Here is a 17,762-nt window from a genome sequence, read left to right on the forward strand (position 1 = left end):
AATTTAACAATAAATAAGGATTGCTTTAGAATTCTCATTTAAACATTTGAATTCTAAAATTATGAAAAATCCTTACAAGGGTAAAACTGGTCTTAAACGTCTTGTCAACGCTTTTGGTTATTCTATCGCCGGAACCTTGGCTGCCTTTAAGCATGAAGATGCTTTTAGGCAGGAGGTGGTACTGACTCTTGTGCTTACACCTGTTGCACTTTATTTTGGTGGAACAGCTATTGATCAAGCATTGATGATAAGTAGCCTGCTATTTATTATTATTGTTGAATTATTAAACTCATCGATTGAAGCTACTGTTGATCGTATTTCTGTCAAACATCACAAACTTGCAAAGCGTGCTAAGGATATTGGTAGTGCAGCCGTTTTTTTTAGTCTCATCAATGCTGCTGTGATATGGTTTTTAATTCTTGTGAAATAATTTAATTTTAAACTCTATCTTCTTCGATAATTCGTTCAAAAGTTTCTCATAGCAAGTGAGAAGATTTTTTTGAGAAGTGCGGGACCAGTTTCTGGGCAAATTAAAAATAGTGTTAGTGAGATTTTTTTATGTTATTTTTAATATAATTTTTTAGCTCTATTACCACTTCACTCATAACTCCTTCCCATTGCCCAGGTTCTTTTTGGGTAAAAATTCTGACTGATGGGTACCATGGACTTGAAGTCCTGTGATCTGAAAACCAACGCCAACATGTGTTATAGCGATTTAATATCCAAGTCTCTTTCCCAAGCGCGCCTGAGAGGTGAGCAACAGAAGTATCTACGGTAATGACTAGATCTAAATTCTCTATCAACGCAGCCGTGTCACTAAAGTCATGTAATTCATTCGAAAGATCTAAAATATCTATTTTTGAATCTTCTGACTTTATTAATTTTAATTGTTCAAGGGCAGACTCCCCCTTTTGCAAGCTAATCACATCGATTTTAAGTGAAGTGATTTCTAAAAAATTTTTTAATTCTATGCTACGGCTCTTTTGAAGGTTCCAAACTTTTGGTTGATCAGGTCTATAACCGCCTTCCCATACAATTCCGACTCGATACTGAATCTTATTCAAAAGTTTTTTTTCAAAGTGTTCAATTTTTTTTGGCTGAGCGCTCAGGTATTTTTTAGGGGATGGAATGCTTGAGGTATCCGTTTTAAAAACATAAGGTAGACTCATAATTGGACAGTGATAATCGTAACCATCGACTGGTTGTTTAACTTCTTTGAACTTCACGTTGAGCGTGGACATGATACTTCTCAAAACCTCAGGAACTTCAAGCCAGACAACCGCCCCCATTTTAACCAGCATTGGAATATACCTACAAAACTGGAGGCAATCCCCTAAACCCTGCTCAGGATGGACGTAAATAATTTTGCCATCAATGTTGTCGGTATCGTGTAAGAGGGGTCTGCTAAATTTTTTCTGATTAAGTGTAAGATGCCGACACTCATAAGCCTGCCATCCGCGCTCATAGTCGCCGATCGATAGGTAACACGTTGCGAGATTAAATTGTGCATCTGCGTAGAATGGCTTTAAATTTATTGCCTTATTAAAGTATGTTATGGCGCTTGATGGGTCGCTGTATATGAGTAATAGCGCCTTATTGTTGTAAGCCTCAGCTAGATTTGCATTCGTTGCAATGGCTAAATCAAAGTAATGATTAGCTTCCTCGTATCGATATTGATTGAGCAATGAAACACCCTTGCTATTGAGAAGCTCCTCATGATCGGGCTTTAATATCAGCCCTCGATCTATAAATTCACTTGCCTCCTCATAACGGCCCAAAAGATTGAGAGTGTTACAAAGATTGAGATACACCTCTGGTATCCTATGATTCGACTTCAAAGCCTCTTTATAAGAACTCACCGCCTCAACATAGAGCTTTAAATTCTCATTACAGATGCCTTGGTTGTAATGAAGCTGAAATCCATCACCTCCAGCAAGTAAAGCCTCTTTATAGTCCAAAAGCGCCTTGTCATAGCGCGATTGTTTTTGATAGATATTGCCTCTGTTATTTCTGGCATCAATATCTCGAGGATTAATCTCAAGAATGGCGTCATAAGCAATAAGCGCTTCACTCAAATTTTTTTGTTCAGTGTGTATGATTGCCTTATTGAAGAGCACATCAACCTGACTCGAGTCTAACTCTAAAGATTTTCCATAGGCATCGAGCGCACCTTGATTGTCGTCTGAGGCTAGATAAAGATCGCCAAGGGCGTTAAGAAGGTTTAGGTTATGAGGGGCTTCTTGAAGTCCATCCCTTATAATCTTTATAGCACCGACCTTATCCCCTGTTGAGAATTTATCAGAGGCCTTTGAAATTATTTCATCTTCACTGCGGTCAGCCATCAAACAAAAAAATCCTTTTTAAAAAAAAACCCGCAAGTTTGCGGGTTTTTTTAAACCTTCATTTACCCTAGAACATTATCTGCGTGCGCATAAGGATAGCCTGCTCATCCTTGTACTCTCTTCCATTAAGGGTTGGAGTAGTAGTTCCTAAAAGGCCATTGAAGTCAGTATACACATACTCTGCCATCATCCTAAAGTTTGGATTCGCCCAGAATTTAACACCAACCGAAACTGCATTTGCCTTCGTGTAACCTGCTGTTTTGGTCACTAAGCCATTGCCTACAGTTGTCCCTGAAGCTCCTGCAGTAGCTATAAGCTGTGCTGAAGTACCGAAGTCGCTTGCGTCAAATGAACTGTATCTCGCGCCCACTTCCCAAGCGCCGCCCGTCATGGTATCGCCGTCAAAGTTTTTGATTGGTTTTAATGCACCAAACGCTCCATCCTTGTATCGATCTGCCCACTTCTCACCCGTGAGGGTATGAAGAACCTGCACATAGCCAGTGTTGATGTCGTGGTCTTGGTTCACACTATCAACATAAAATTCGTGGTTCTGTCGAGTGTATTGTGCCTGTATCTTAGTAGAGTTGAAGGCAAAGGCGCCCTCAAGATTCCATCTCGTCCTTGTTTGCGTCTTATCACCAGTACCAATCGGCGATACTACAGGCTGAGTATAGAATGAGAGACCTCTTGCCTCGGTGGAACGATTTCCACCAAATCCTCCTGAAAGCGGAGACTCACCCGCTGAAAAGGAAGCGCCTAGATGCATAACCTTCTCCTTGTCGCCCATTGCCTCTGAAAAGTTATAGGTCAAGCGTCCGATGATGTCCTTGCCATCCTGACGATTATCAAGCTCAGCCGTAGTTGAGTTTGCTGATCCATATCCATTCGAAGCAGCTAGTGCGTAGGTCATGCCCTTTGTAGGGGAACCAAATAGTTGCAAGCCCACCTCTTTTGCTGGGATGTAGGCATCCACAAAGCTACGCTCTATGAAGTCGATGTTGTTCGAGCTTGTCAACTGCTCCAAGCTGAAGGGCATCTTAAACTGGCCGAAGCGGAATTTTGCTTTCTCAAACCATGACACATCCATGTAGCCAACGTCCAATACGTTAACAGCACCAACTGTGTTGATTGTGACCTCACCGCTGTAATACTTAGCAAACTTAAACTTCGTAGTGATCCGAGCACGTCTGATGTCGAAGGTATCTGCTTGGACTGCAGATGGGGTTGCAGTTACTGATGAGAGTGCAGCATTAGAATCACCATTTTCGTTGTAGTCTCTGTAATCAAAATGGATACGACCCCCAATCGACACGTTACCACTACCGTCTGGCGTCTCTAAAAATAGCGCGCCATCTTTCTCTTTCGCAACTGGCGTGACCTTAGCTTTTGCATTGTGGCCCTTAGTAATCAATCGACCCTCTTCTTCTGTTAAAACACCCTTCATCACCAAAGCATCAACGATATCTGTGGAGCTGTCTGCTAAGGCAACTTGACCCGCCATTAACAAAACTGCGCTAGATACAGCGGCTGCTAATTTTTTATTGAAATTCATTTATTGCTCCCTTTGATTTTTACTTTAAGTTTATTAAATTCGAATGTTAGTCAAACTTTAAAGCTTTTTGACATTTATGAATCTTACGGATGGAATATGACACATATGTGACAAACAAATATTACAAGTGGTTTTTTTGAATATATTTTTGATTTGTTGTAAAAAAACAACAACCCTGCTGTTTATAGTTTACTTATAAGGGCTCTGAGCAATCTTAATAGCTAACATTTCACTAAAAATGAATGTGATTCTGGTTAAATTCTACCTCACCTGAAGCCAAATTGTATACAGCCCCCACTAGACCGATTTCTTTTTTTTCAATCATGTCAGTCAAGAGTGGGCTGCTCTTTAAGATCCGTTCCATTTGCACTTCCACGTTATGGAAACACACTCTTTCAACAAACGTGTCATTGCTTGAGTCGCGTTTATCTGTAATTGTTTTTTCTAAAAGAACTGCAGGGTCAATGAGTTCAATAATTTCCCCGATGTTGCCACCCTTGTAATGATCGCACGCCGCCTTGATAGCACCGCAATTAGAGTGTCCCATCACGACAACTAATTTTGAACCTAAGTACTTACAAGAAAATTCTAAACTACCAATCGCTTTGATCGACGCGATGTTGCCTGCAAGTCGCACACTAAAAATATCGCCTAGGTTCTGATCAAAAATAAGTTCAACAGTCGTTCTTGAGTCACTGCATCCTAATACAGATGCAAAGGGATGTTGTTTTTCTTTAATGACGTCACGCACGCTTAACATGTCGTGCTCACGCTGCACATTATTTTTAAAGCGCTCATTACCCTCAATCAAAATATCAAGCGCTTGCCTCGGGGTACATTTATCTCGATCTATGAGTGGATGACGGTACATAGGATTAATTCGCCTCAGCGCGCATGTGTGGAAATAAAATCACATCACGAATCGAAGGACTGTCAGTGAGTAACATCACAAGACGATCAATCCCAATACCACAGCCTCCTGTCGGTGGCATACCGTATTCAAGTGCGCGAATAAAATCCGCATCGTAGAACATCGCTTCATGGTCACCCGCTTCTTTTGCTTTTGCCTGATTGTGGAATCGTTGTGCCTGATCTTCTGCGTCATTCAATTCAGAAAAACCATTTGCAATTTCTCGCCCTGCAATAAAAAGTTCAAAGCGCTCTGTGATGTCTTTATTTTTGTCAGATGCACGTGCAAGTGGCGACACCTCAACTGGATAGTCAATAATATAAGTAGGATTCCAAAGTTGCGATTCAGCAGTGCCTTCAAAGAGTGCTAGTTGTAATGCACCGAGACCAGCGTGATCAAATGCTTTGTGATCGTACTTTAAAAGTTCATCACGTAAAAATTTTTCATCGTTCAATTGTACGTCCGAATATTGCGGTGCATATTTTTTTATAGCACCCACAATAGTAAGTCGCTCAAACGGATCGGTGAAATTAATTTCACGACCTTGATATTCAATTGTAGTTTTTCCTAATGCAATCATCGCAGCATCACGAATACAATCTTCAGTGAATTGCATCAACCAATGGTAATCGGTATACGCTGCATAAAATTCCATCATGGTAAATTCTGGATTGTGTCTTACACTTAATCCTTCATTTCTAAAGTTGCGATTAATTTCAAATACACGATCAAATCCACCGACCACTAATCTTTTTAAATAAAGTTCGGGTGCGATACGCATATACATCTGCATGTCGAGCGCGTTGTGATGCGTGATAAAAGGTTTTGCTGCAGCACCTCCTGGAATAGGATGAAGCATGGGCGTCTCAACTTCGTTGAAACAATGCTTCACCATGAACGCACGAATGCCGCTCATGATTTTTGATCTTGTTAAAAAAGTTTGTTTTGTTTCATCACTCATGATGAGATCAACATAACGTTGGCGATACTTCACTTCTTGATCGGAGAGTCCATGAAATTTTTCAGGCAAGGGCCGAATCGATTTTGTGAGGAGTCTTAAATGACTCACGCGAATAGAAAGTTCACCTGTTTTAGTTTTAAATAAAACACCAGTCGCCCCTAGGATGTCACCTAAGTCCCAGTGCTTAAAATTTTCGTAAATGGTTTCTGCGTCATCACTCTTAATATTGTCTTTTGAGATAAAAAGTTGAATACGTCCTGATCCATCTTGGAGAGTTGCGAAGCTAGCTTTCCCCATGACACGTTTTAGCATCATGCGTCCAGCGACAATCACTTCAACAGCTTTAGGTTCGAGCGTATCATTTTCGAACTTACCAAATTCTTCGTGAATCGTTTTTGCAAAATGTTGTGGCTTGAAGTCATTCGGAAATGCAACACCCGCTTCTCTTATTTTTTTTAATTTTTCACGACGTTCTAATATGACGTGATTTTCATTTTGCTCTATCGGTTGGTTTTCTTCTGACAACTTTTTATACTCCCTGCTTTAAGCTTTCACTAATAAATGGATCAAGGTCACCATCAAGGACGCCTTGCGTATTACCTACTTCAACATTCGTGCGTAAATCTTTAATACGCGATTGATCGAGCACATAACTTCTAATCTGATGCCCCCAACCTATATCGGTTTTTGCGTCTTCTAACGCTTGCTTTTCTTCGTTACGTTTATTTAACTCTAACGCATAAAGTTGTGCGCGTAACATATTCATAGCTTCCGCTCTATTGCGATGCTGTGATCGATCATCCTGACACTGCACGACTGTATTCGTGGGTATGTGTGTAATACGTACTGCTGAGTCGGTCTTATTAATATGTTGGCCACCTGCACCCGATGCTCTATAAGTATCAATTCTTAAATCCGCTGGATTAATATCCACCTCAATCGAGTCATCCACCTCAGGATAGACTTGCACACTCGCAAAAGATGTGTGACGACGATTTCCCGAATCAAAGGGGGACTTTCTGACCAAGCGATGAACACCTGTTTCGGTTCTTAAATGCCCGAAAGCATAATCACCCGAAATTTTTAATGTCGCACTTTTAATGCCGGCGATATCCCCATCTGAAATATCGAGCACCTCTACTTTAAATCCTTTTCTTTCTCCATACCTTATATACATACGAAGAAGCATATTTGCCCAATCTTGTGCCTCAGTCCCGCCACTGCCTGATTGGAAATTAATGAAGCAGTTATTCGGATCCATGGGATGAGAAAACATGCGACGGAATTCCATCGCCTCTACACTCTTTTCGAGCGTTTGACTTTCATCTAACACTACCTTAAGTGTCTCGTCATCATTCTCAGTGCGGGCTAATTCAAATAACTCACACTGATCCTTTAAATTTGACGCAAGGTGACTCAAGCCGTTGACTATAAAGTCGAGCTCGCGCTTTTCTTTACCCAAAGCCTGGCTTTTGGGTTGGTCATTCCAAATAGACGGGTCTTCAAGCTCCTTTGAAATTTGCTCTAGACGTGACTTTTTGACGTCAAAGTCAAAGATACCCCCTAAGGGCTTGATGGCGTTCATTTAATCCATCGAGTCGGTGTTGAATCTGGTTAAGGGTTTCTGCGTCCATGAGCTTTTTACCTATGAAAACAACGCATTATACATTTAAATGGCTAGTTAATTTTCTGTCATATATATGTCACAATTTATCCATAAACTAGCCCCTGATTCACTCAACTTAAAACAAATCCAGGAGCTTTTATGAAGTCTAACAAAATCAAGAACTTAGGTTTAGCAGCTTTAGTTGCTTCAACCTTCGCCTTTTCATACAACATTCATGCAGCAGATAAAGTCATTGCAATTGATGGCTCTTCTACTGTTTACCCAATTACTGAAGCTGTCGCTGAAGACTTCCAAAAGAAAACAGGCACTAAAGTGACTGTGGGTGTTTCAGGTACAGGTGGTGGCTTTAAAAAATTCTGCCGTGGCGAAACGATGATCTCTAATGCATCACGTCCTATCTCTAAAAAAGAAATGGACATGTGTGCTGAGTCTGGTATTACTTACATCGAACTACCAGTTGCCTTTGACGCGTTAACTGTAGTAACAAACAAGGGTAACGACTGGGCAAAATCAATGACAGTCGCTGAGCTTAATAAAGTATGGATGTCAGGTAGCTCTGTTAAAAATTGGAAGGATGTCAATCCAGCTTGGCCTAATCAACCGATGAAATTATTTGGCCCAGGTGCTGACTCAGGAACATTCGACTACTTTACTGAAGCGATTAATGGACGTGCTAAATCATCACGCTCTGATTACACAGCGTCTGAAGATGACAATGTCTTGGTGACAGGTGTGTCAGGCGATAAAGGTGGTATGGGATACTTTGGTTTAGCTTACTACCTCGAGAACAAAGACAAGCTTAACGCTGTTGCAATTGTAGCTAAAGGCAAAACTGAAGGTGTGCTTCCTTCTGAAGCAACTGTGATGGATGGTACATACCAACCACTAGCGCGTCCTTTATTCATCTATGTCAATGGTACTAAAGGTGCTTTTGATAAAGACGTGAAAGCCTTTGTGGAATTCTACCTAGCGAACGCACCTAAATTGGTGAAGGAAGTAAAATTTGTTCCGCTTACTTCACCTGAGTACGCAGCAGTAACTAAGCACTGGCAATCTAAAAAAGCGGGTACTGGCTTTGGTGGTACAAATGAAGTGGGTCTAAAAATCGAAGACCTTATCAAGCGTATTAAAGACTAATCGCTAGAAAGCCTTTAAAGCAAGTTAAGTAACGACTAAAAAAGGCGGCACAAAGGCCGCCTTTTTTAACTTTAAAAAGATACAATCATTTTCAAGTAACTTACATCATAGAAAAAAATAAATTGACAACAACTCAATTAAAAGACCCGCCGATTAGTAAAAGACTCGCTAAAAATATTAAGCGAAACTTTGTTGAGCGCGTCATCGAAATTATTTTGATGTTTGCAGCACTTGCTGCTACTTTTATTACCTTAGGTATTGTTTACATTTTAGTGACTGAAGCCTCAGGATTTTTTAAAGATGTCAGTATTGTCGAATTCTTAACGAGTAGGCAATGGAGCCCGCTCTTTGAAGATGCACACTACGGCATTCTTCCTCTTATATCAGGAACCCTCACCACATCGTTCATTGCCCTTACTATCGCAATTCCGATTGGAACAGTTGCCGCAATCTACCTTTCTGAATTTGCATCACACAAGACACGTGAGACTGTGAAACCAATATTGGAACTTTTGGTGGGTGTACCTACCGTCGTCTTTGGTTACTTCGCCCTTCTTTTTGTCACCCCATTACTCCAAAAGTTAAATCCTGACTTACCAACATTCAACATGCTAGGGGCCGGCATCGTCATGGGCGTGATGATTATCCCTTACATTGCATCCGTAGCAGAGGACGCCATGAGGGCAGTACCTATGAATATGCGCGAGGGCTCTTACGCAATGGGTGCCACCAAATTTCAAACAGCCATTCGTGTCGTGACCCCTGCTGCCACATCCGGCATTATTGCCGCTTACATTTTAGGGATCAGCCGCGCAGTGGGCGAAACCATGGTCGTTGCGATTGCAGCAGGCCAGCAGCCTACTTTTACATTCAACCCATTGGAAGGTGCTGCGACAATCACAGCGTATATTGTGCAAGTGGCTATGGGCGATTTGCCGCATGGAAGCCTAGGCTATCAGAGTATTTTTGCAGCCGGTATGGTGTTATTTGTGATTACCTTCGTGTTTAACATACTAGGTCACATGGCAAGAAAACGTTTTGCAGAGAGGTATTAATTCATGGTGAAAAGTAAAGTAGATTCAGAACATAATTCAATCAAGCCTAAAACGCTTGAAGAAGTGCGCACCATGATTCGAGCGCATAAGCGCAATGACTATATTTTTTCATCGATTGGTTTATTGACCATCACGTTCGCACTCCTCACATTACTTATTCTGTTCGTGGATCTTGTGATGGATGGCTATCCTAAATTAAATTATCAATTCTTTACCGACTTCCCCTCAAGACGAGCAGCAAACGCAGGTATCTTGTCGGCATGGGTCGGTTCATCCCTTATTATGTTGGTGACCTTTATCACCGCAGTGCCTATGGGGGTGGCAGCTGGAGTGTATTTAGAAGAATACGCGCCTAAGAATTGGTTCACTGATATCGTTGAAATCAATGTCACTAATCTCGCAGGCGTACCCTCTATCATCTATGGCTTGTTGGCACTTGGATTATTTGTATACACATTCCATCTTGGTCAAACAATTGTTACAGCTGGACTAACCCTTGGTCTTTTAATGTTGCCGATTGTGATTGTATCTACACGAGAAGCCATCCGATCAATTCCTGTTGCAATACGTGAGGCCGCTTATGCTGTGGGTGCCACAAAATGGCAGGTTGTTTTACACCACGTGATTCAATATTCGTTTGGTGGCATCCTCACAGGGATTATTATTGGCATGGCAAGAGCCTTAGGTGAAACAGCGCCTATCATTACCGTAGGTGCTTTAACCTTTATTGCATTCCTCCCGCCAGCCCCTTTAACCAATGTAGCTCCCTTTATTTCTTTTGAATGGTTGCAATCAGGATTTACAGTACTGCCAATTCAAATGTTTAGCTGGCTCTCGAGACCTGAACATGCATTTCATATCAATGCAGCTGCAGCTGGCGCGGTCATTATCATGCTTACCCTTGTAATGAACGGAACAGCAATTTGGTTACGTTATCGTATTCGTAAAAATATTAAATGGTAAATTTTATCTACAGGAAAAAAAATGGCACAAAATAAACCCAACATCAAAGCTGAAGCAAAGAATCTTAACTTTTTCTATGCGGATGGCACCAAGGCGCTCAAAGATGTAAGCCTACCTGTTTATGAGAATAAAATTACAGCGCTTATCGGCCCTTCAGGTTGCGGCAAATCTACATTCTTACGCTGCTTTAATCGTATGCACGATTTATATCCTGGCAATCGCTATGATGGTCAAATTCTTCTTCACCCAGATAATACAAATGTACTTGCTAAAGGTGTTGATCCGATCGAAGTACGTATGCGCATCAGTATGGTGTTTCAAAAACCAAACCCATTTCCAAAGTCTATTTATGAGAACGTCGCTTACGGCTTAAGAGTGCGTGGAGAAAGATCAAAATCTGCAGTGGATGACAAAGTTGAGGAGGCATTAAAAGGTGCTTCACTTTGGAATGAGGTCAAAGATCGATTACAGGATTTAGCTTTTAATTTATCGGGTGGCCAACAGCAGCGTCTATGTATTGCGCGCGCACTAGCAACAGATCCAGAGATTATGTTATTCGATGAGCCTACATCAGCGCTCGATCCAATTGCGACGGTGAATATTGAAGAACTTATGTCAGGCTTAAAAAATAAGCTTTCCATTTTAATCGTGACACATAATATGCAACAAGCTGCGCGTATTTCTGATTACACAGCCTATATGTATCTAGGTGAAATGATTGAGTTCGACAAGACCGACAAGATCTTCACAAACCCAAGCAAGAAAGAAACTGAAGATTACATTACAGGTAAGTTCGGCTAAGATTTTTTTAAATTGCTTAAAGCTACAAAAAAATTTCTTAAAAAAAATTTAAAGTGGTTTGCCACTTTTTTTATTCTACTAGGACTTCTTCTTACCAATCTGAATCTCTACCCCTACAATATTTTTTCTCACAGCCTTGGTGTTTTAGGTTGGACGTTCACAGGCTATGTCAATAAAGATCGCGCCATCCTGATCAACTTCGGACTTCAAATTCCTTTATTTATGATTGGCTATTTCAAACTGTTTGGAATGAGTTAAGCGGCTTCTTTAACTTTTTCTGCAATAAGCTTAGCGTAACTTTTAACTTCCTCTAAGTCTTGACCCTCTACCATGACACGAATCTTAGGCTCTGTTCCTGAAGGCCTTAGGAGCACACGACCTTTATTGTTTAGTTTCTCCTCCACACTTTTCACAGCATCCTGAATTGATTTATTTTTTTCTAGGTCAATTTTTTTATGGGTTTCAACATTGATTAACACTTGAGGATAAAGTGGCGAATCTTTAGTGGCGTCATGAAGGGATTGATTAAGAAGCCGTAATGATTTTAAAACTTGAAGAGATGCGATGATGGCATCTCCAGTTGAATGCTGATCAAGGGTCAGTATATGGCCTGAGTTTTCACCACCAATCGACCAACCTTTTTCAAGAAGCGCTTCTAAAACATAACGATCACCTACATGTGCTCTCATAAATTCAACGCCTAGATCCTGAAAGGCTTTTTCAATTGCCATATTAGTCATTAATGTTCCAACCACGCCACCTTTTAATTGATTTCTTTCTTTTAGGGCTTTTGCGATCACTAAAAGAAGTTGATCGCCGTCAACAATATGGCCTAAATGATCTATCATCACCACGCGATCACCATCCCCATCAAAAGCAATACCTAAGTCTGCTTTATGTTTTAAGGTAGCTTCCTTAATAGTTTTGGGATGTGTGGAGCCAACATCTAGATTAATATTAAATCCGTTAGGCTCATTACCCACAGCGATAACTTCAGCACCTAATTCAGAGAATATTTTTGGGGCGACATGGTAAGTAGCGCCATGCGCGCAATCTAATACAATTTTAAGACCTCGAAGATTTAGCTTTTCTGGGAATGTACTTTTACAAAACTCGACATAACGACCTTCAGCATCATCGACGCGCTTTGCTTTTCCTAACTCATGAGGCAATACAGTTTTAATAGTTTGATTTAAAGCTGATTCAACTTCCGCTTCAAATGCATCAGGTAGTTTTTCTCCAGCATCAGAAAATATTTTAATACCGTTATCAGGAAATGGGTTATGGGATGCTGAAATGACAATGCCTGCTTGTGACCTTAATGCTTTCGTAAGATACGCAATCGCTGGAGTTGGCATGGGACCAGTTAAATATACATTGACACCTGCCGCAATAAATCCTGACTCCAGCGCTGATTCCAACATATAGCCTGACACTCTTGTATCTTTGCCAATGACAACACTTGGATGTTTGATTTTTTCATCTCGATTATTTTTAACGAGAATAGACCCGATCGCAAAACCTAGACGAATAAAAAAGTCAGGTGTGATGGGATCTTGACCCACAACACCTCGAATACCGTCCGTTCCAAAATAATGTCTTGTCATATTTAAGTCGTGCTCTGAGCTACATGAATAATCTTAAGTGCGCTTTGGGTTTCTTTTACATCGTGAACTCGTAATATTTTAGCCCCTTTTAATACAGAAAAGATAGCTGCTGAAATGCTGCCTGATAGATGATCGTCATGATCACCGCTCAAGATTTTTCTAATGAATGATTTTCTGGAAAGGCCTACCAGCATGGGTAAATTTAGCGATTGAAACGATTCAATGTTTTGTAGAAGGTCTATATTATGTTCGAATGTTTTTCCGAAGCCAAAGCCTGGATCTAAGATAACACGCGATTTATCGATACCTTCATTTGTAAGAAGATTCACACGCTCTTCTAAAAATGATTTCACTTCATTTATCACATTTTTATAAATAGGATTAAGTTGCATTGTCTTAGGTGTACCTTGCATGTGCATTAAACAGATGCCCACATTTGATTTTTTTATTATATCGATAGCATTTGGTTTTTGTAGCGCAAAAATATCATTGATCATCGCCACATCCATATCAATGACTTCTTTCATAACTTCGGGTTTATATGTGTCAATTGATATGGCAATATCAGAAATTTTTTTTATCGCCTCAATAATAGGTGTAATACGCTTTAATTCTTCATCTGCACTGACAGCGTCTGATCCGGGCCGCGTCGATTCTCCACCAATATCGATGATATCAACCCCCTCTTCGATCATTTTTTCAGCGCGCTTTAAAGCTGTATTGAAATCTAAATACATACCGCCATCAGAAAATGAATCGGGTGTGATATTTAATATACCCATTACAAGTGGGCGCTTTAAATCAAAGGAATGTTTATTTAATTGAAGCATTGTAAAAAAACAAAGGCTAGATAAACTAGCCTTGATTTCATTTAGCCCTTGGCGCTCGGCTGAGGAGCTACCGCTACCTTTGTACCTGAAGAACCTTTATCGATCTTCGGAGGATTAGGTGTTTGTTTAGGTTTTGGTGGTCTCGCTTTTTTCCCTGCCATGATGTCATTGATCTGATCTGCATCAATCGTTTCATATTCAAGTAAAGCTTTTGCCATTGCTTCGACTTTGCGACGATTTTTTTCAATCAACTTTCTAGCCACACTATATTGCTCGTCAAGAATACGGCGAATCTCAGCGTCGACTTTTTGTTGAGTTGCTTCAGAAATTGTTTTCGAAGACATCGAACCAAAGAAGGAGTCCTGGTCTTGCCCTACGTAAACCATCGTACCTAACTTATCTGACATACCGTAACGCGTTACCATATCACGCGCCAATTTCGTTGCGCGCTCAAAGTCGTTCGATGCGCCTGTCGACATTTGCTTCATGAAAACTTCTTCTGCAATACGTCCGCCAAAGAGAATTGAGATTTCTTCTAGCATCTTATTTTTGTAATTACTAATACGATCAAACTCTGGCAGCTGCCATGTAAGACCCAACGCCCAACCACGAGGCATAATTGTCACTTTATGCACAGGATCTGCGTGAGGTAGTAATTTTGCAACCACTGCATGACCTGACTCATGGAATGCTGTATTCATTCGCTCTTCTTCTCTCATCACGAGTGATTTTCTTTCAGGCCCCATAAAGATTTTATCTTTGGCATCTTCAAAATCTTGCATATCGACGGTGCGTTTATTTCTTCGAGCGGCAAACAATGCTGATTCGTTTACAAGGTTAGCTAAGTCAGCGCCTGAAAAGCCTGGCGTACCTCTGGCAATGATGCTTGCTTTCACATCAGGATCTGCTGGAATTTTTCTCATGTGTACTAAAAGAATTTCTTCGCGACCTTTAATATCAGGAAGAGATACCATCACTTGTCGATCAAAACGTCCTGGACGTAATAAAGCTTTATCGAGGACATCTGCACGATTAGTTGCCGCAATGACGATCACGCCTGAGTTAGGTTCGAAGCCGTCGAGCTCAACTAAAAGCTGATTGAGTGTTTGTTCGCGCTCATCATTACCGCCACCTGAACCCTGACCTCGATGACGACCTACTGCATCAATTTCATCAATAAAAATAATACATGGCGCACTCTTTTTAGATTGTTCAAACATATCTCTCACACGAGCAGCACCCACACCTACAAACATTTCTACGAAGTCAGATCCTGAAATCGTAAAGAAAGGTACCTTAGCTTCACCCGCAATTGCACGCGCTAGCAATGTCTTACCTGTGCCTGGAGGTCCTACCATGAGAACGCCTCTTGGTATGCGGCCACCTAATTTATGAAACTTGCTTGGATCTTTTAGGAATTCAACAATTTCTGTTACCTCTTCTTTTGCTTCATCGCAGCCCGCTACGTCAGCAAATGTTGTTTGATTGTTCGTTTGATCAAGTTGTCTAGCTTTACTCTTACCAAATGAAAATGGGCCGCCACCTTTAGAGCCACCTTGCATCTGACGCATAAAGAAAATCCAAACGCCTACTAGAAGAATCATCGGAAACCAAGAAATGAAAATACTCATAAGCACTGATTGCTGTTCTTCAGGCTTAGCTTCCACAATGACATTATTTTTTAGAAGGTCGGACACCAACCAAGGATCAGTGGGAGCATAAGTATTAAATTTCTTACCCTCGCTCGTTGTGCCTTTGATTCTATGGTTATCAATCTCAACTTTGGCAATCCTGCCTTCTTTAACCTGCTGCATAAATTGAGAGTAGACAAGTGGTGTATCAGTTTTCGAAGACCCTGAGAACTGATTAAAAATCGTCATGAGAATGAGTGCTATCGCAACCCAGATGGCAATGCTTTTTAGTGTGTTGTTATTCAATTGATGGATGACCTCGTATCATCTGATTTAATCATTTAATTTTAAACCTAATTACGTGACTACATTATGACTTTTTAAGCTTTTGCAAAGCCTAGCAAATAAACCTCACTACTTCGATCACGTGAAGCTTTAGGCTTAACTGTGATAACTTTTTCGAACTCAGGACGCATCTTTTTCACCAACTCATCAAAATCAGCGCCAATAAAGGTTTTGACTAGAAAATGACCGCCTGGTTTCAACCATTGCAAAGAAAAATCTAAAGCAAGCTCAGTAAGATGCATAACACCTGGCTGATCAACTGTCTTTATCCCTGTAATATTGGGGGCCATATCCGAAATTACAAGGTCTATCATCGAATTATTTAAGTAGGCTTCAAGCTCTCTTAATGAGGCTTCTTCTCTAAAATCTCCCTGAATAAAATCGACCCTAGGAATAGGATCCATAGGCAGTAAATCCATAGCGATAATGTGGCCTTTACCTTGAAGGAGTTTTGCTACTACCTGAGACCAACTTCCAGGAGTTGAACCCAAATCGACGACATTCATACCAGGCTTGATGAGCTTATATTTCTCATGGATCTCCATAAGCTTGTAAGCAGCTCGAGATCGAAAGCCATCTTTCTGGGCTTGTTTAACGAAGGCATCATTTACATGCTCTTGCATCCAAGCCTTGCTAGTTCTTGTTCTTTTCATCTGTTAAAATCGATTCTTTTAGATCTTAAGAAGTTTTCTACCTTGAATTCAAAAGCCATTGCATACCTTCGAAGCTTAGCGCACACATTAAATCCAGTGGTTAGAATTGGGAATAAGGGTTTATCAGCATCAGTCATTAAGGAAATTGAGCTTAATCTTAACGCACATGAGTTGATTAAAATTAAAATTCAAAATGATGATAGATCGGTTCGTGAATCCATGTTAAGTGAAATATGTGAGGCACTTAAGGCAACCGCCGTTCATCATATTGGCTTGCAAATTATTGTTTATCGTCAGGCATCCGAGCCTAAGATCGTTATACCCAAATAATTATCTAATTTTTAAAATCGCAAAAACGCCCAAGAAACACTCAAGCAAATACGCAATACTTGATACGCCATGCCACGTTGTAAATCGATCAGCAAATACGCTCTCCATCACATCTTTCGGCATCGCATCTAATTTGAATTTTTCTAAAAGGGGATTAATACCTAAATGACTGATAAGAATTAAAACGAGCATCAGTACAACCAACCAGAAAAAACTTTGCTTTAATGCATTCGTGCCAAACTGATAAACGCGCTGAATTAACAAAAAAATACTCGTTGCCATACCCACATATGCCATCATCTTAAAAAGCTGGCCCGCAATATTACCTGCAAGTTGCGCCTCAGGAATCAGCTTAAATAGTTCATAAGCCACAATACCCACAACCCACAACCCACCTATCCAAAAGGTTGCGGCAACCAGCGCTAAATTTTCTAACCATTGTTTCATGATGTTTTTAGTTTAATACAAAAATGAATTTAATTTACACATACTTGATATCTAATATCTCGTAGGATTTAGCACCCCCTGGCGTATTGACTTCAGCCACGTCGCCAATAGCCTTACCAATAAATGCTTTTGCAATCGGTGAGTTGATTGAAATCTTTTTCTGCTTAATATCAGCCTCATCATCGCCCACAATTTGGTAAGTAAAGATATCTTCTGTATCTAGATCTTGCACTTCAACTGTGGAACCAAACACACATTCACTCTCGCCTACAATCGAAGAAGGATCAATCACCATAGCAGTGGAAAGTTTAGCTTCAATTTCTGCTATGCGACCTTCAATAAAACTTTGACGCTCTTTCGCAGATTCATATTCTGCATTCTCAGACAAGTCGCCTTGCGCTCTTGCCTCTGAGATTGCCTGGATGATATTAGGGCGGTCAACACTTTTTAAGCGGTGAAGCTCTTCTTTAAGCTGCTCAGCGCCTTTAATTGTCATGGGTATTTGTTTAAGCATATTCATTCCTATTAAAACAAAAACCACGCTCTTTGAATGGAGTGTGGTTTATAAAAA

General features: G+C 40.5%; 18 protein-coding genes. 7 read left to right on the forward strand and 11 right to left on the reverse strand.

All coding sequences use genetic code 11. The features are described from left to right. Window positions 1–61: 61 nt before the first annotated feature. Window positions 62–430, forward strand: a complete 369-nt coding sequence (locus FIT70_RS04855; protein ID WP_139930973.1) for a diacylglycerol kinase — start codon at window positions 62–64, stop codon at window positions 428–430. Between the two features lie 112 nt (window positions 431–542). Here the strand turns inward: FIT70_RS04855 and FIT70_RS04860 are convergent, their stop codons facing one another. The 5 genes from FIT70_RS04860 to prfB all read right to left on the reverse strand — a co-directional run bounded on the left by FIT70_RS04860 (window position 543) and on the right by prfB (window position 7,399). Then, window positions 543–2,342, reverse strand: coding sequence for a tetratricopeptide repeat protein (locus FIT70_RS04860; RefSeq protein ID WP_139930975.1), 1,800 nt, complete (start codon window positions 2,340–2,342; stop codon window positions 543–545). Between the two features lie 67 nt (window positions 2,343–2,409). Further along, window positions 2,410–3,894 (reverse strand): OprO/OprP family phosphate-selective porin, encoded by a 1,485-nt coding sequence (locus FIT70_RS04865; RefSeq protein WP_139930977.1) that lies wholly within the window; start codon window positions 3,892–3,894, stop codon window positions 2,410–2,412. A gap of 232 nt (window positions 3,895–4,126) precedes the next feature. Next, window positions 4,127–4,765: a carbonic anhydrase gene (locus tag FIT70_RS04870; protein ID WP_139930979.1), complete on the reverse strand. Its 639-nt coding sequence runs from the start codon at window positions 4,763–4,765 to the stop codon at window positions 4,127–4,129. 4 nt (window positions 4,766–4,769) lie between these two features. Continuing rightward, complete coding sequence (lysS, locus tag FIT70_RS04875) at window positions 4,770–6,290, reverse strand: lysine--tRNA ligase (RefSeq protein WP_139930981.1); 1,521 nt, start codon at window positions 6,288–6,290, stop codon at window positions 4,770–4,772. Window positions 6,291–6,294: 4 nt separating this feature from the next. Continuing rightward, window positions 6,295–7,399, reverse strand: a protein-coding gene (gene prfB, locus FIT70_RS04880) for a peptide chain release factor 2 (RefSeq protein WP_139930983.1) whose coding sequence is annotated in 2 segments (ribosomal slippage) — window positions 6,295–7,317 and window positions 7,319–7,399 — 1,104 coding nt in all. Because the reading frame shifts where the segments join, the coding sequence is not laid out codon by codon here. A 131-nt stretch (window positions 7,400–7,530) separates the two neighbouring features. On the opposite strand from prfB, the gene FIT70_RS04885 reads away from it, so the two are divergent. The 5 genes from FIT70_RS04885 (at window position 7,531) to FIT70_RS04905 (ending at window position 11,606) form a co-directional block, all read left to right on the forward strand. Continuing rightward, window positions 7,531–8,529 (forward strand): PstS family phosphate ABC transporter substrate-binding protein, encoded by a 999-nt coding sequence (locus FIT70_RS04885; RefSeq protein WP_139930985.1) that lies wholly within the window; start codon window positions 7,531–7,533, stop codon window positions 8,527–8,529. A gap of 122 nt (window positions 8,530–8,651) precedes the next feature. After that, window positions 8,652–9,584, forward strand: a complete 933-nt coding sequence (gene pstC / locus FIT70_RS04890) for a phosphate ABC transporter permease subunit PstC (RefSeq protein WP_139930987.1) — start codon at window positions 8,652–8,654, stop codon at window positions 9,582–9,584. 3 nt (window positions 9,585–9,587) lie between these two features. Next, the gene (gene pstA, locus FIT70_RS04895) at window positions 9,588–10,547 is read left to right on the forward strand and encodes a phosphate ABC transporter permease PstA (protein WP_139930989.1); all 960 of its coding nucleotides are present in this window, start codon (window positions 9,588–9,590) and stop codon (window positions 10,545–10,547) included. Between the two features lie 21 nt (window positions 10,548–10,568). Beyond that, a complete protein-coding gene (gene pstB, locus FIT70_RS04900; RefSeq protein ID WP_139930991.1) occupies window positions 10,569–11,348 on the forward strand; it encodes a phosphate ABC transporter ATP-binding protein PstB in 780 nt (259 codons plus the stop codon). Between the two features lie 12 nt (window positions 11,349–11,360). Beyond that, window positions 11,361–11,606, forward strand: a complete 246-nt coding sequence (locus tag FIT70_RS04905; RefSeq protein ID WP_139868098.1) for a DUF6552 family protein — start codon at window positions 11,361–11,363, stop codon at window positions 11,604–11,606. Here the strand turns inward: FIT70_RS04905 and glmM are convergent. From glmM to FIT70_RS04925, 4 genes are all read right to left on the reverse strand, one after another. Further along, window positions 11,603–12,955 (reverse strand): phosphoglucosamine mutase, encoded by a 1,353-nt coding sequence (gene glmM, locus FIT70_RS04910; RefSeq protein ID WP_139930993.1) that lies wholly within the window; start codon window positions 12,953–12,955, stop codon window positions 11,603–11,605. The two genes, FIT70_RS04905 and glmM, sit on opposite strands and share 4 nt — an antisense overlap. Before the next feature lie 2 nt (window positions 12,956–12,957). After that, window positions 12,958–13,785, reverse strand: a complete 828-nt coding sequence (gene folP / locus FIT70_RS04915; protein WP_139930995.1) for a dihydropteroate synthase — start codon at window positions 13,783–13,785, stop codon at window positions 12,958–12,960. Window positions 13,786–13,826: 41 nt separating this feature from the next. After that, on the reverse strand, window positions 13,827–15,665 hold the full coding sequence (gene ftsH / locus FIT70_RS04920; protein WP_139870862.1) for an ATP-dependent zinc metalloprotease FtsH: 1,839 nt from the start codon (window positions 15,663–15,665) through the stop codon (window positions 13,827–13,829). Window positions 15,666–15,796: 131 nt separating this feature from the next. Then, window positions 15,797–16,414 carry an RlmE family RNA methyltransferase gene (locus tag FIT70_RS04925; RefSeq protein WP_139930997.1) on the reverse strand — a complete coding sequence of 206 codons (618 nt, stop codon included), beginning with the start codon at window positions 16,412–16,414 and terminating at the stop codon, window positions 15,797–15,799. 42 nt (window positions 16,415–16,456) lie between these two features. On the opposite strand from FIT70_RS04925, the gene FIT70_RS04930 reads away from it, so the two are divergent. After that, window positions 16,457–16,744, forward strand: coding sequence for a YhbY family RNA-binding protein (locus FIT70_RS04930; RefSeq protein ID WP_028818281.1), 288 nt, complete (start codon window positions 16,457–16,459; stop codon window positions 16,742–16,744). Here the strand turns inward: FIT70_RS04930 and FIT70_RS04935 are convergent, their stop codons facing one another. After that, on the reverse strand, window positions 16,745–17,191 hold the full coding sequence (locus FIT70_RS04935) for a DUF4149 domain-containing protein (protein WP_139874713.1): 447 nt from the start codon (window positions 17,189–17,191) through the stop codon (window positions 16,745–16,747). 34 nt (window positions 17,192–17,225) lie between these two features. After that, window positions 17,226–17,705, reverse strand: a complete 480-nt coding sequence (gene greA / locus FIT70_RS04940; protein WP_139930999.1) for a transcription elongation factor GreA — start codon at window positions 17,703–17,705, stop codon at window positions 17,226–17,228. Window positions 17,706–17,762 lie beyond the last annotated feature (57 nt).

The organism is Candidatus Methylopumilus universalis, assembly GCF_006364435.1.
GTDB lineage: Bacteria > Pseudomonadota > Gammaproteobacteria > Burkholderiales > Methylophilaceae > Methylopumilus > Methylopumilus universalis.

Coding starts and splice junctions, on each gene's coding strand:
- pstA (WP_139930989.1), top strand. CDS start 9,588: ATGGTGAAAAGTAAAGTAGATTCAGAACATAATTCAATCAAGCCTAAA.
- FIT70_RS04925 (WP_139930997.1), bottom strand. CDS start 16,414: ATGAAAAGAACAAGAACTAGCAAGGCTTGGATGCAAGAGCATGTAAAT.
- FIT70_RS04870 (WP_139930979.1), bottom strand. CDS start 4,765: ATGTACCGTCATCCACTCATAGATCGAGATAAATGTACCCCGAGGCAA.
- pstB (WP_139930991.1), top strand. CDS start 10,569: ATGGCACAAAATAAACCCAACATCAAAGCTGAAGCAAAGAATCTTAAC.
- glmM (WP_139930993.1), bottom strand. CDS start 12,955: ATGACAAGACATTATTTTGGAACGGACGGTATTCGAGGTGTTGTGGGT.
- FIT70_RS04865 (WP_139930977.1), bottom strand. CDS start 3,894: ATGAATTTCAATAAAAAATTAGCAGCCGCTGTATCTAGCGCAGTTTTG.
- ftsH (WP_139870862.1), bottom strand. CDS start 15,665: ATGACGATTTTTAATCAGTTCTCAGGGTCTTCGAAAACTGATACACCA.
- FIT70_RS04860 (WP_139930975.1), bottom strand. CDS start 2,342: ATGGCTGACCGCAGTGAAGATGAAATAATTTCAAAGGCCTCTGATAAA.
- FIT70_RS04885 (WP_139930985.1), top strand. CDS start 7,531: ATGAAGTCTAACAAAATCAAGAACTTAGGTTTAGCAGCTTTAGTTGCT.
- FIT70_RS04855 (WP_139930973.1), top strand. CDS start 62: ATGAAAAATCCTTACAAGGGTAAAACTGGTCTTAAACGTCTTGTCAAC.
- folP (WP_139930995.1), bottom strand. CDS start 13,785: ATGCTTCAATTAAATAAACATTCCTTTGATTTAAAGCGCCCACTTGTA.
- greA (WP_139930999.1), bottom strand. CDS start 17,705: ATGCTTAAACAAATACCCATGACAATTAAAGGCGCTGAGCAGCTTAAA.
- FIT70_RS04935 (WP_139874713.1), bottom strand. CDS start 17,191: ATGAAACAATGGTTAGAAAATTTAGCGCTGGTTGCCGCAACCTTTTGG.